Source organism: Ruegeria sp. H6 (assembly GCF_056532975.1).
Genome location: NZ_JBQFOA010000004.1, coordinates 34844 through 47525, shown reverse-complemented (window position 1 = coordinate 47525; position 12682 = coordinate 34844). Strand labels below are relative to the sequence as shown.

The 12682-nt window shown below is 56.6% G+C and carries 14 protein-coding genes; 6 read left to right on the top strand and 8 right to left on the bottom strand.

Features of this window, described 5'->3' with window-relative positions:
• The first annotated feature begins 120 nt into the window (after nucleotides 1-120).
• Both rpsB and tsf read left to right on the top strand, forming a co-directional pair.
• Nucleotides 121-918 (top strand): 30S ribosomal protein S2, encoded by a 798-nt coding sequence (rpsB, locus tag ACR0AG_RS09765; RefSeq protein ID WP_480838261.1) that lies wholly within the window; start codon nucleotides 121-123, stop codon nucleotides 916-918.
• Nucleotides 919-994: 76 nt separating this feature from the next.
• Nucleotides 995-1870 carry a translation elongation factor Ts gene (gene tsf, locus ACR0AG_RS09760; RefSeq protein ID WP_480838259.1) on the top strand — a complete coding sequence of 292 codons (876 nt, stop codon included), beginning with the start codon at nucleotides 995-997 and terminating at the stop codon, nucleotides 1868-1870.
• A gap of 367 nt (nucleotides 1871-2237) precedes the next feature.
• On the opposite strand, the gene ACR0AG_RS09755 is transcribed toward tsf, so the two are convergent.
• The 3 genes from ACR0AG_RS09755 to ACR0AG_RS09745 all read right to left on the bottom strand — a co-directional run bounded on the left by ACR0AG_RS09755 (nucleotide 2238) and on the right by ACR0AG_RS09745 (nucleotide 4564).
• Entirely contained in the window at nucleotides 2238-2993 is a 756-nt protein-coding gene (locus ACR0AG_RS09755) for a LuxR family transcriptional regulator (protein WP_480838257.1), read from the bottom strand.
• The gene (aroQ, locus tag ACR0AG_RS09750) at nucleotides 2990-3439 is read right to left on the bottom strand and encodes a type II 3-dehydroquinate dehydratase (protein WP_480838255.1); all 450 of its coding nucleotides are present in this window, start codon (nucleotides 3437-3439) and stop codon (nucleotides 2990-2992) included. Before aroQ ends, ACR0AG_RS09755 begins: the two co-directional genes overlap by 4 nt.
• Before the next feature lie 126 nt (nucleotides 3440-3565).
• Nucleotides 3566-4564: an NADPH:quinone oxidoreductase family protein gene (locus tag ACR0AG_RS09745; RefSeq protein ID WP_480838253.1), complete on the bottom strand. Its 999-nt coding sequence runs from the start codon at nucleotides 4562-4564 to the stop codon at nucleotides 3566-3568.
• 98 nt (nucleotides 4565-4662) lie between these two features.
• Here ACR0AG_RS09745 and ACR0AG_RS09740 point away from each other — a divergent pair, with 98 nt between their 5' ends.
• Together ACR0AG_RS09740 and ACR0AG_RS09735 are read left to right on the top strand one after the other, a co-directional pair.
• Nucleotides 4663-5481 carry an SDR family NAD(P)-dependent oxidoreductase gene (locus ACR0AG_RS09740; RefSeq protein ID WP_480838251.1) on the top strand — a complete coding sequence of 273 codons (819 nt, stop codon included), beginning with the start codon at nucleotides 4663-4665 and terminating at the stop codon, nucleotides 5479-5481.
• A 9-nt stretch (nucleotides 5482-5490) separates the two neighbouring features.
• A complete protein-coding gene (locus tag ACR0AG_RS09735; RefSeq protein ID WP_480838249.1) occupies nucleotides 5491-6522 on the top strand; it encodes a phosphotransferase family protein in 1032 nt (343 codons plus the stop codon).
• A 37-nt stretch (nucleotides 6523-6559) separates the two neighbouring features.
• Here the strand turns inward: ACR0AG_RS09735 and ACR0AG_RS09730 are convergent, their stop codons facing one another.
• The gene (locus ACR0AG_RS09730) at nucleotides 6560-7171 is read right to left on the bottom strand and encodes a DsbA family protein (RefSeq protein WP_480838247.1); all 612 of its coding nucleotides are present in this window, start codon (nucleotides 7169-7171) and stop codon (nucleotides 6560-6562) included.
• A gap of 133 nt (nucleotides 7172-7304) precedes the next feature.
• Here ACR0AG_RS09730 and ACR0AG_RS09725 point away from each other — a divergent pair, with 133 nt between their 5' ends.
• Both ACR0AG_RS09725 and ACR0AG_RS09720 read left to right on the top strand, forming a co-directional pair.
• The gene (locus tag ACR0AG_RS09725) at nucleotides 7305-8519 is read left to right on the top strand and encodes a serine hydrolase domain-containing protein (protein WP_480838245.1); all 1215 of its coding nucleotides are present in this window, start codon (nucleotides 7305-7307) and stop codon (nucleotides 8517-8519) included.
• Nucleotides 8519-9382 (top strand): acyl-CoA thioesterase, encoded by an 864-nt coding sequence (locus ACR0AG_RS09720; RefSeq protein ID WP_480838243.1) that lies wholly within the window; start codon nucleotides 8519-8521, stop codon nucleotides 9380-9382. Before ACR0AG_RS09725 ends, ACR0AG_RS09720 begins: the two co-directional genes overlap by 1 nt.
• An 11-nt stretch (nucleotides 9383-9393) precedes the next feature.
• On the opposite strand, the gene ACR0AG_RS09715 is transcribed toward ACR0AG_RS09720, so the two are convergent.
• The 4 genes from ACR0AG_RS09715 to pstB form a co-directional block, all read right to left on the bottom strand.
• Nucleotides 9394-10152 (bottom strand): SDR family oxidoreductase, encoded by a 759-nt coding sequence (locus tag ACR0AG_RS09715; RefSeq protein WP_480838241.1) that lies wholly within the window; start codon nucleotides 10150-10152, stop codon nucleotides 9394-9396.
• 308 nt (nucleotides 10153-10460) lie between these two features.
• Nucleotides 10461-11150, bottom strand: coding sequence for a phosphate regulon transcriptional regulator PhoB (gene phoB / locus ACR0AG_RS09710; RefSeq protein ID WP_480838239.1), 690 nt, complete (start codon nucleotides 11148-11150; stop codon nucleotides 10461-10463).
• 10 nt (nucleotides 11151-11160) lie between these two features.
• Nucleotides 11161-11862, bottom strand: coding sequence for a phosphate signaling complex protein PhoU (phoU, locus tag ACR0AG_RS09705; RefSeq protein WP_480838237.1), 702 nt, complete (start codon nucleotides 11860-11862; stop codon nucleotides 11161-11163).
• A 16-nt stretch (nucleotides 11863-11878) separates the two neighbouring features.
• Nucleotides 11879-12676 (bottom strand): phosphate ABC transporter ATP-binding protein PstB, encoded by a 798-nt coding sequence (gene pstB / locus ACR0AG_RS09700; protein WP_480838235.1) that lies wholly within the window; start codon nucleotides 12674-12676, stop codon nucleotides 11879-11881.
• Nucleotides 12677-12682: the final 6 nt, after the last annotated feature.

Below are 12682 nucleotides of genomic sequence, written 5' to 3'. Positions count from 1 at the left end.
CATTCAAACCCGCAGGCGGGGTTTGGGCCTTGTAGGGGAGACATCCTTATCTGGCCCGCCGGTTGGAGCATCCGCTTCTTTCACCCCCGCCGAGGCGTAAACCGGAAAAGGAAATACAGCATGGCTCTTCCCGAGTTCACCATGCGTCAGCTGCTGGAAGCTGGCGTTCACTTTGGTCACCAGACACAGCGTTGGAACCCCCGCATGGGCCCGTTCATCTACGGCTCGCGCAATGGTATCCACATCATGGACCTGACTCAAACCGTTCCGATGCTGGATCAGGCGCTGCAGGCCGTTCGTGACACCGTTGCAAAAGGTGGCCGCGTTCTGTTCGTTGGCACCAAGCGCCAGGCCGCTGGTCCGATCGCCGAAGCTGCTGAAAAGTCGGCGCAGTACTTCATGAACCACCGCTGGCTGGGCGGCACGCTGACAAACTGGAAAACCGTTTCCCAGTCGATCAACCGCCTGAACCAGATCGACGAAGCCATGGAAACCGGCGCCGAAGGCCTGACCAAGAAAGAGCGTCTCGGCATGGAGCGTGACCAGGCCAAACTGCAAGCGTCGCTGGGCGGTATCCGCGAAATGGGCGGCGTTCCTGATCTGCTGTTCGTCATCGACGTCAAGAAAGAAGCGCTGGCGATTGCCGAAGCCAACAAACTGGGTATTCCGGTTGTGGCCGTGGTTGACACCAACTGCTCGCCCGATGGTGTGGATTACATCATCCCCGGCAACGACGACGCAGCCCGCGCCATCGCTCTGTACTGCGATCTGGCCGCACGTGCCGCGCTGGACGGTATGACCGCTCAGATGGGTGCAGCAGGCGTTGACCTGGGCGCATTCGAAGAAGCACCGGTTGAAGAAGCCGTTGCCGAGGAAGCACCTGCAGAAGCCGAAGCAGAAACACCTGCCGAAGCATAAGCTGCCCGTCACGTAAATGACATATGGGGCAGGGTAGACCTGCCCCAATTCCGTTTGAATTGAGGAGAGCCAAAAGATGGCAATCACAGCAGCAATGGTGAAAGAACTGCGCGACTCGACCGGCGCAGGCATGATGGACGCAAAAAAGGCGCTGACCGAAACTGGCGGCAACATGGACGAAGCCGTGGATTGGCTGCGCACCAAAGGCCTGGCCAAGGCAGCCAAGAAATCGGGCCGTACCGCGGCAGAAGGCCTGGTGGCCGTTCACGTCAAGGGCGGCAGCGGTGTTGCTGTCGAAGTGAACTCGGAAACCGACTTTGTCGCGAAGAACGCCGATTTCCAGGAAATGGTTGGCAAGATCACCTACGCCGCTGAAGGCGTGGACGACCTTGACGCTTTGCTGGCGGCTGATCTGGGCGGTAAATCCGTTGCCGACACCCTGACAGACAAGATCGCCACCATTGGCGAGAACATGTCGGTGCGCCGGATGTCCAAACTGACCGGCGACACTGTTGTGTCTTACGTCCACAATGCCGCGACAGGCGGCATGGGCAAGATCGGCGTTCTGGTTGCTCTGTCGGGTGGCGACGAAGCCATCGGCAAGCAGGTTGCGATGCACATCGCCGCCGTGAACCCGGCGGCCCTGTCCGAGGCGGACATGGATCCGGCGGTTGTCGAGAAAGAAAAGCAGGTTCAGATGGACATCGCCCGCGAATCCGGCAAGCCGGAGCAGGTGATCGAAAAGATGATCGCTGGCCGTATGAAGAAATTCGTCGCCGAATCGACCCTGTTGAACCAGTCCTTCGTTGTGAACCCTGACCTGACCGTGGAAGCAGCCGCCAAAGAGGCCGGCGCAACCATCACCGGTTTCGTTCGTCTGGAAGTTGGCGAAGGCATCGTAGTCGAAAAAGAAGACTTTGCCGCCGAAGTGGCCAAGGCCGCTCAGGGCTAAAATATAGACGCAGCCCCGGATAGGGGTTGCCACAATTTTGAACCCGGCTGCGACCTGCAGTCGGGTTTTTTCATGCGCTCAGGGCGCGTGAGGCCAATTGGATATTGAGGAGGTGGATTGAGGGGTCCCGCATGATGGGGATGGACAGGACCCCTCAAAAATTCCGACCCAGAGACGCGGACAAATAGGCGCCCGAGGTCAGAGTGATCGGAGAGCCCTGATATTGCAAAGATCCGACCGAAACGTTCCCTGGCTAAAGCCACCACTCACGGAACAGTACCAATGTGCAACTTTAACGACAGATTCGGAAAGTCATGATTTCCTTACCTAGGGTAAGCTGACGCATTTTTGCGTCAGTTCAAGCTGTTCAGGCTTCCATGACAAACATCTGGTTCTGCAGGGATGCCTTCAACACCGCCTGCGCGGTTGTCTCAACGCTCAGTGCTTCGCGTGCTAGGCGCAAGTGCTTTTCGACCGTCGCCGCCGTCAGGCCCATGAGCAGGGCAATGTCCTGTGTCGTCTTGCCATCGCCAACCCACTCCAAAGCCTCGCGCTGCCGCTTGGTGAGCGCCCGGTTCGGTGTGGTGTAGGGCAGCGTCAAAATCTTGAGATGCGCCATGTTGTTCATCAGCAGAATTTCGTCGCCGTGTTCGTCCCAGACCGCGTCGATCTCATCTTGTGTTTTGTTCGCGATCGCCGCCATCGAGATCGCACCCTTGGACCGAACCGACACCGAGTTGAAACTGATGGTAAATCCAACCGTGACACCGCGGGATTTGTTGAAGTCATACACCTGCCGTTCTTCATCGGTCATGGTGCCCGATGTCATCAGTTCGTGAATCATCCGCCAGCTTGCCGCACCTTCGTGGTTCAGCGCCCATTTCAACATCGGTGCGTGAAAATACAGGCCCGAATGCACGAAGCCGTCCAGATACTCCTTGCAGTGATTGGTCAGGATGATGAAATCCTCGGGATCGCCCAACGAGGTTTCTGTCCGGTACCGGGTATATCCGTACATCAGTCGGTCAAAACCGTATTGCGCCATCTGGCGGCAATGGGCATCCCACAGCTCTTCCAGCGTCGTGGTATAACTGAGGAAATTGAGATATTCGTTCAGCTTCATGCAGCACCTCCACCCGAAAGGTGCGCGGCCAGCGCATCCAGCGCCATCACATATCCCTGAGCGCCAAAGCCACAGATCTGCCCGATCGCAACATTGGCGATGTAGGATTTGTGCCGAAACGGTTCGCGTGCGTGAATGTTGGACAGGTGAACTTCGACCACCGGGACCTCGGCAGAGGCAATCGCGTCCATCAAGGCAATCGATGTGTGCGTGTAAGCACCGGCGTTCAGAACGATCCCGTCTTGCGTGCCGCGCGCGGCATGAATGGCATCGATCAGGGCGCCTTCGTGATTGGATTGAAGGTGCGAGATTGTTTGACCCAATGTCTGGCCATGCGCCAGGCACAAATCCTCGATCATCTTGAGCGTCGTGCGCCCATAGACGTCGGGCTGTCGCGTGCCCAAAAGGTTTAGGTTCGGGCCGTTAAGAACCAGAATGTTCGTCATTTCTTATCTATCCCCTTAACATTCCTTAAACCCGAAACAATTAAGCGTCCAGACACAGCTCGGCTTTGGCGACGAACGAGAATTGACCAAGTTGCTGTATTGCAAGGGTTGGGTGTTTAACCCCGATCACCGATCAGCAGGTAACACTACAACCTTACCGAGAACACTTCGATTTTCCAACACCTTCAACGCCTCAGTTGCCTGTGCCAACGGAAAGCGGGCCGAGATACGGGGTTTGATTTTTCCCGCCCCATACAGGTCGAACAATGCGCGCATATTTGCCGCATGCGCGTGCGGTTCTTGCAAGACAGAGGCCCCCCAGAAGACACCCACGATCTGACAGCCCTTCAGCAGGGTCAGGTTGAGCGGTATTTTGGGGATACCCGCCGGGAAGCCTACAACCAGAAACCGGCCTTTCCACGACAGGCTTCGCAAGGCGGGTTCAGCATAATCGCCACCCACAGCGTCATAGACCACATCAACCCCGCCGCCCGATAAGGTCTTGATCTGGTTAGACAGGGATTTTTGTGCATCCCGATCCATTTCTCTTGGATATACAATGGTTTCGTCTGCACCCAGATCTCGGCAGAAGGCGGCTTTATCCTCGGACGACACAGCCGCGATCACAGTTGCACCCATCGCTTTGCCCAGCTCAACAGCGGCCGATCCGACCCCTCCGGCGGCCCCTAGAACCAAAAGGGTTTCGCCCGGTTTCAGCTCGGCCCGATCGTGCAGGGCGTGGTACGAGGTTCCGTAGGTGAAAACAAAGCAGGCCGCATCGTCAAACGGCATAACATCCGGGATCTTGACCGCAGCTGCAGCCTTGGTCACGACATGACTGGCAAACCCGCCATAGCCCGTCAGCGCCAGCACGCGGTCACCGGTTTGCTGGGTTTTCACACCATTGCCAACCGACACCACCGTTCCCGCAACCTCTCCGCCCGGTGCAAAGGGGCGGGGTGGTTTCATCTGGTACAAGTCCCGGATCATCAGCGTGTCTGGGAAGTTTACGCCGGCGGCTTCGACCGCGATCACAATTTCGTCATCCCCGGGTACAGGGTCGGGCAGGGTCGTCAGTTCCAGTGTGTCCGGGCCACCCGAAGTGACGCTGAGTAATGCCTGCATGGATTTCTGTTCCCTCTTGCCTCATCATCGGCGAAATCGTTGGATCGTCAGAAAGATCGCCAATCGTTTCGGCCCCCAAGCTATTACAAGGATGCAGCATGACTCCAGAAAGTTTGTTCTCTCTTCCCGGAAAAACGGCACTGGTCACCGGGGGCGCAACCGGGATCGGGCGCATGGCAGCCGAAGCCTTCGTTCGTGCCGGTGCCCATGTTTTGATCGCCTCCCGCAAGGGCGACGCCTGCGAAGCGGTCGCAGCCGAGTTGAACGCATTGGACGCACCCGGATCTGCCGAAGGCTTTGCCGGAGATCTGGGGACCGAAGCCGGTATCGACACACTGGTGAAAGAGGTTAAAAGTCGAACGCAAAAGCTTGATATCTTGATGAATAATGCGGGCATCACGTGGGGCGCGCCGATGGGTCAATTTCCGCATGCGGCCTGGGAAAAGGTCATGAACGTCAATGTCGCAGGTATTTTCGATCTGACACAAAAGCTGCTGCCGCTGCTGATCGCATCCGGTACTGACGACGATCCGGCGCGAGTGGTCAATGTCGGTTCTGTGATGGGCGAAGTGCCGATGGGAGACGGGGCCTATAGCTATTCCGCCTCCAAAGCCGCCGTATTGCACCTGACCAAGATCATGGCCAAGGAGCTTGCACCGCACCGTGTGACCGTCAACGCCCTGGCCCCCGGACCATTCGTATCTCGGATGACTGCCTTTGCCACTGAAGATGCCGAGAAACGCGAACGCGTTGGCCAAGGGGTTCCGCTGGGTCGTGTCGGTCGCGAAGAAGATATCGCTGGTTGTGTCCTGTTCCTGTGTGGACGCGGAGGCAGCTATATCTCGGGTGCGGTTCTGCCTGTCTCCGGCGGCATCAATGTGCAGACAAGTGGCAATATCTTTGCTGATTCAATGTGATGTTGGCTTATGTCAAATACTGAACCTCAATTGGACATCAAAGTTGTAGACAGGTATCTTAAGGATAACCTGAACGGATACGAAGGCCCGTTGGAGGTCGAAAAGTTTGCGATTGGGCAATCCAATCCAACCTTTCTGTTGCGTACCCTAAAGGCCAAATATGTGTTGCGCCGCAAGCCGTTGGGGCAGCTTCTTAAATCCGCCCACGCCGTCGATCGTGAGTTTCGGGTGCAGCAGGCACTAAGAAACAGCCCTGTCCCGGTGCCTCGAATGCTCTTGCTCTGTGAAGACGACGCAGTGATCGGTTCGGCGTTTTATGTGATGGAACATCTGAAAGGGCGGATCTTTCTGGAACCCACGATGGAGGGTGAAAGCAGTGCTGTTCGCACAGGTGTTCTGGATGAAATGAACCGCGTTCTGGCCGAGCTTCATATGGTCGACATCAACGCCGTCGGGCTAAGCGATTTCGGGCCCGAAGGAAACTATTTCGAACGCCAGATCGCGCGTTGGACCAAACAATACCGTGCCTCGGCCACCGACGTCATTCCCCCGATGGACCGTCTGATTTTGGCGTTAGAACAACAGGTTCCGGCGGATGACGGCCAACGCACCTTGGTGCATGGCGACTATCGTATCGACAACCTGATGTTTCAGGCGGACGGCACCGGCTGTATCGGTGTTCTGGATTGGGAGCTGTCGACCATCGGTCATCCATTCGCGGATCTGGCGGCTGTCATCATGCAATGGCAATTGCCGCCCGGGAAAGAGGGGCGAGGCCTTGCCGGTATTGATCGCGCTGCGCTCGGGCTGCCTTCGGATCAGAGCTTTGTGGCCGATTACTGCGCACGGCGAGGGCTGTCCGGCATCGACAATTTCGGCTTTTATCTGGCCTTCAACTTCTTCCGCATGGCCGCCATTTTGCAGGGGGTCTACAAACGCTCGGTCGACGGCAACGCATCAGACCCGGCGCGTGCCAAGGTGTTTGGCGCTTACGTGCCGGTTTTTGCTCAGCACGGGCTTAAGGCTTTGGATCAGACGTAAGGGGGAAAAACGCCAGCCATTTGTCACATTCGACCAATCAGCGCGTTTCCGCCAACGTTTCAAGCTCTAGCTCAACATTGCTCAGGCTGTTTTTCCCAAAGAACATCTCGGTGCCGACAAAGATCGACGGGACCCCAAAGACGCCCCGACGAACTGCAGCTTTCGTCTGATCCTTGAGCCGCTGTTTGATGTCCGGGTCTGTGGCCGCGTCGCGTATCTTTTTCGAAGGCAAGCCAGCCTCCTGCACCACATCGATCAGAACATTCATGTCTTCGATCATTTGACCATGCAACCAAATCGCGTCAAAAACCGCTTCTATATATTTGTACTCCCACGGTTTTCCCATTGCATAGATCGCACCACGCATAGCGAATTTGGTGTTGAGCGGGAAATGTGGGCTCATGTGAAAACTCAACCCACGCCGTCGGGCAAATCGGTGCAGATCATGCGTCAGATAGGCCGATTTCTGGCGGTTTTCGGAAAAGGCCTGAAACGGATTCTGGTTGTTGGTTGCCTTGAACACAAGGCTCAGCAAGACCGGAGAATATGTCACCGAAGCCCCGTGACGTGCAGCGAGGTCGGGTATCAACTTGTGCGCCAGATACGCATTCGGGCTGCAAAAGTCATACATGAGTTCAATCTGCGCCACTGCATCACCCTTTCGAATCAATTCTAACCTATGGTCATCATACAATGTTCTCGACATCTCAACGTCCGCATATCACAGTCGGATAAGCGCGACGAAGGGCACGATTTGTTGCGTCAGAACAAAAAGGTAAATGATGATCCTACACGAGACCGGACAGACGCATATTCGCAACTGGATGCAACGATATGTTGACGACCGGAAATATGCGGGAAGTTCGCTGTTGGTCCTGCATCAGGGGCGTCAGGCGTTCTTTCACGCCTGCGGTCTGCGCGATGTCGAAAGCGCAAAGCCTTATGATCGTGCGACTTTGACGCGCATCTACTCGATGACGAAACCGGTGACCTCCGTGGCGCTGATGATGCTGGTCGAACGTGGTCTGTTTCATCTGGACGCGCCCGTGTCTGATTTTCTGCCCGAATTCCAATCCGTCCAGGTATTGATCCCGGGTGCAACGCGGGTCGATCAGACGGAACCTGCGCCGACACCGACGCTGCATCAGTTGCTGACGCATACCAGCGGTCTGAGCTACCCGTTCAATCCCGGCGTTCTGCCCGAGGCTATGGACGCGGAAAACCTGATCTTTTCTCCCGATCAAGGGCCGTTGGCCGATCGGGTCAAGGCGCTGGCGGAACTGCCCTTGGCCTTTCACCCTGGGACGCGTTGGGAATATTCGGTGGGCATCGATGTGATCGGGCGCGTGATCGAAGTTGTCTCGGGCCAGACGCTGGATCGGTTCTTTGCCGAGCACATCTTTGAACCGCTAGGGATGAAAGATACGGCATTCCGGGTGCCCTCAGACTCTGCGGATCGGTTTGCCTCTCTCTACACGCCTCTGGACGGGGATGGCTTTCATCTGGACAAGGCCAGCCACAGCACAAATACGCTGCGTTTAGCGGATCGGGCAGGGGCGTCTCCTTTTGAACGGACCACCACGTTTTCGGGCGGTGGCGGGTTGGTTTCAACGATTGACGATTACGCCCGTTTCGCGGAAATGCTGCGCAATGGCGGGGCCGGAAACGGTGTGCGGATTCTGGGTCCGAACACAGTAGAATTCATGATGATGAACCACTTACCCGGCGATATTGCATCGATGGGTCCACAAAGCTTTGCCGAGCAACCCATGGAAGGCACTGGTTTTGGCATTGGCGGTGCTATGGTTTTGGATCCGGCGCGACTGCGCGTCCCGGGTTCGGTCGGCGATTTCAGCTGGGGTGGGATCGCTTCGACCTATTTCTGGATCGATCCGGTCAACGACCTGACCGTTGTGTTCTTTACGCAGCTGTCACCGTCCAGTTCATACCCCTCGCGGGCGGAGCTAAAGGCCCTGGTACAAGGCGCATTAAACTGATGACCGAAGCAGAACGCATCCTGTTGGATTTGCTGAATATCGAAGCCCTGGAAGTGGACCTGTTTCGCGGCACCGGGGCAGGCGGGGAAACACCGACCCGCATCTTTGGCGGCCACGTGATCGCTCAGGCCCTGGCCGCAGCCTATCGGACGGTTGACCAACGGTTGTGTCATTCGCTGCACGCCTATTTCATTCGCCCCGGAGATCCATCTATTCCCGTTATCTATCAAGTGGATAGGGCGCGGGATGGAGGTTCGTTCACAACACGCCGCGTGGTCGCAATCCAGCATGGTAAGCAAATCCTGAACCTGTCAGCTTCGTTTCACAAAACAGATACCGGTTGGGACCATCAACATCCTATGCCTGAGGCAACCGGACCCGAAAACCATCCCTCACGCGAAGATCTTCGGCAGCTATATGTGGACCGTGTTCCCGAACACCTGAGGCCTGAATTGCTGCGCGAACGTCCTATCGAAGTGCACGAGATCGAACCTCTGGACCTGTTTAAACCAGCCAAAGCAGATGACCGCCAACAAATCTGGTTCCGCATGACCGGCGCAAAAGACCAAAGCCAGATCGTGCAACATCTACTTTTGGCTTATGCCTCTGATATGAGCCTGCTGACATCCGGGCTTCGGCCGCACGGCCTGAGCTGGTTTTCTGGCGAGGTTGATGGCGCAAGTCTTGACCATGCGCTGTGGTTTCACGGGCCGGTTCAATTCGACAACTGGCATCTGTACACGATGGAATCTCCGTGGGCGGGGCAGGGACGCAGTTTCAACCGCGGCTCAATCTACGCGCAGGACGGAACTCTGGTGGCCTCCGTCACGCAGGAAGGTTTGTTGCGAAAACGGCGGAAATGACTTGCACTTTGCTAGCTAAACTTCTGATTTAATTTCATCATTCCGGCCAACCAACGGTCATAGTCGCTGGCTTTAAGCTGCATGTAGTCCAAGACCTGAGGATGTGGCAAAATCAAAAACTGCTCGGCCTCTATGGCATCAACACAGCACTGCGCCACGATCTCGGGTTCAAGTACTCCGTCTATTGCAGCCACCGAGTTTTCGTGGCCACGGATCATGTCTGAGCGCACAGCTTGCGGGCACAAAACCGACACGCGGATGCCTTGAAAACCATAGGTCAAGGCCAGCCACTCGGCAATACCGAGGGCGGCGTGTTTCGTAACGCCGTAAGGTGCAGCACCGGGTTGATTGAGCAGTCCAGCGGCGGATGCGGTTAACAGAAAGTAGCCGCCACCGCGCGAGACCATCCGAGGCACAAGATGCCGCGCGGCCCAGACATGAGACATCACGTTGATCTTCCAGATCCGGTCCCATTCGGCATCAGGAACGTCCAGGCCACCCAATGTCAGAATTCCGGCATTCGCACAGAACAGATCAATCGGTCCGATCTGCGCCTCGACATGTTCGATCAAGTTTTGCGTGTCTGGCTCGCGCGACACATCACAGCCAAAGGCGTGACCACCGATGTGGGCCGCAACTTTCTGCGCGCCATCCAAGTCGATATCGGCGCAAACAACGATGGCGCCATCTGCGGCAAAGCGTTCGGCCATGGCTTTGCCAATTCCACCGGCGGCACCGGTTACGACAGCTATTTTGCCTTTAAGCTTCATTTGGGCGCATCAATCAAATTACCATAATACCGATTATACGAATAACGGTACACGATCTCGGAACGCCGCATATACTGCTCGCTTGTTCGATTCTTACCGCTGTCGTACATCGACTGAACCCTACGCGTAATCTCATGCGCACGCGAAGCATATTGCGTAACATACCAAACACCAGCGGAAATCAGTGGCAACGTTTGGCAACGCAATCTGATGAGGCACAGTTAATCTTGGTTTTGAAAAACCTCGTTCAGCTCAGGAACGCACGAAATGCTCGGGGCAAGATTATCGCACACCCTGCCCCAAGTGCGTTATCCCAGTGCGTAGCCGGCGCCTCGAACGGTTCTGACCGGATCTGCACCGCCATGTTGCGTCAGCGCTTTGCGCAAACGACCGATGTGAACGTCGACAGTGCGCGTATCTACATAGATGTCACGACCCCATACGCGATCCAACAGTTGCTCGCGGCTCCAGACACGACCCGGTTTTTCCATGAACGTGCTCAGTAAACGAAACTCTGTCGGCCCGAGTTTCAATGGTTTGCTGTCGCGGCTGACCTTGTGGGTCTCGGAATCCAGGATGATATCATCGAACTCAAGCCGCAGGCCAACCGTGGCCGGTCGTACGCGGCGCAGTTGCGTGCGCACCCGCGCCATCAGCTCGACCACCGAATACGGCTTGACCACATAGTCATCCGCACCGGTTTCCAGTCCCCGCACCTTGTCGACCTCTTCCGACCGTGCCGACAGCATGATGATCGGAATGGCGCGTGTGTCCGGGCGCGTTTTCAGTCGACGACAGACCTCAATACCGCTGAGGTTCGGCATCATCCAGTCCAGAACAATGATGTCCGGGCAGTCTTCATCCACAAGCAGCATGGCTTCGTCGCCGCTGGCCGCCTTGGAGACGCGAAACCCTTCCGCTTCGAGGTTATAGGCCAGCACTTCGCGTTGGGCCAACTCGTCCTCAACCACCAGAACAGTCGGTTGATCAGCAGACATGAGTGTTCTCCTACACGGTTTGCGAGGTGACGTCGGCCTTGGGCCGGGCCTCTGCCGGGCGCTCGCCGGTCACCAGATAGACGACCTGCTCGGCAATCGAAGTGACGTGATCGCCCATACGCTCAATATTCTTGGCGATGAAATGCAGGTGCATACACGAGGAAATGTTGCGCGGGTCTTCGGCCATGAAAGTCAGGAATTCACGGAACAGGCCGTTGTACATCTGGTCGACCTCTTCATCGCGGTTGATGACATCGGTGGCCAGTTCGGCATCGCGCTGGATATAAGCGTCCAGGGCGTCACGCAGCATCAGTTCGACCTCGCGCGCCATGCGACGCAAGGCTGCGGCGCTGCCGTTGATCTCGCCCGCGTTGACCAGAACCGTGGTTCGTTTCGCGATGTTCTTGGCGTAATCGCCGATCCGCTCAAGGTTGCCGGACACTTTCAAAACCGACAGAACCAGTCGCAGATCGCTGGCGGTGGGCGCACGCAAAGCGATCAGGCGCGCGGTTTCCTCATCGATCAGGTCTTCGAGCGCGTCGATGGCCTTGTCATTGGCACGCACTTCCTGCGCCAATTCTTCGTCGCGCGTTTCCAGCGACCGTGCGGCGCCCATGATCGCGGCCTCGACCAGACCGCCCATTTTCATGATATGGGCCTGTATCGCCTCAAGGTCACGGTCGAATGCAGATGCAATATGTTGTTCTGACATGTGAAATTACCTGTGCTCAGCCGATACGGCCGGTGATGTAGCTTTCCGTGCGGGGATCTTCGGGGTTGGTGAATATCTGCCCGGTCTCTCCAAACTCGACCAGATTACCCAAGTGGAAGAACGCAGTTTTCTGACTGACGCGTGCGGCCTGCTGCATCGAGTGGGTCACGATCACCACCGAATATTGCGAGCGCAATTCGTCGATCAGCTCTTCGACCTGTGCCGTGGCAATCGGATCCAGGGCCGAGCAGGGTTCGTCCATCAGCAGCACCTCGGGCTCGGTCGCGACGGCGCGCGCGATGCACAGACGCTGTTGCTGGCCGCCAGACAGGCCGGTTCCGGGGGCATCCAGACGATCCTTGACCTCATCCCAGATCGCACCGCGACGCAGAGATTTCTCAACGATTTCATCCAGTTCCGACTTATTCTTGGCAAGGCCGTGAATGCGGGGACCATAGGCCACGTTGTCATAGATCGACTTGGGGAACGGGTTGGGTTTCTGGAACACCATGCCTACCTTGGCGCGCAGCTGTACCGGATCGACCCGCTTGTCATAGATATCTTCGCCGTCCAGCAGGATGTCGCCCTGCACCCGGCAGATATCGATGGTGTCGTTCATCCGGTTCAAGCAACGCAGAAACGTGGACTTACCGCAGCCCGACGGGCCGATGAAAGCAGTGACGGTCTTGTCTTCGATATCGACATTCACGTCTTTGATCGCGTGGGTGTCGCCATAGTAGACCTGAACGTTCTTGGCGTTGATTTTGATGTCTTTGGAGTCCACGGTTCTCTCCACTCGTGTCATGTCATTCATTGTAGC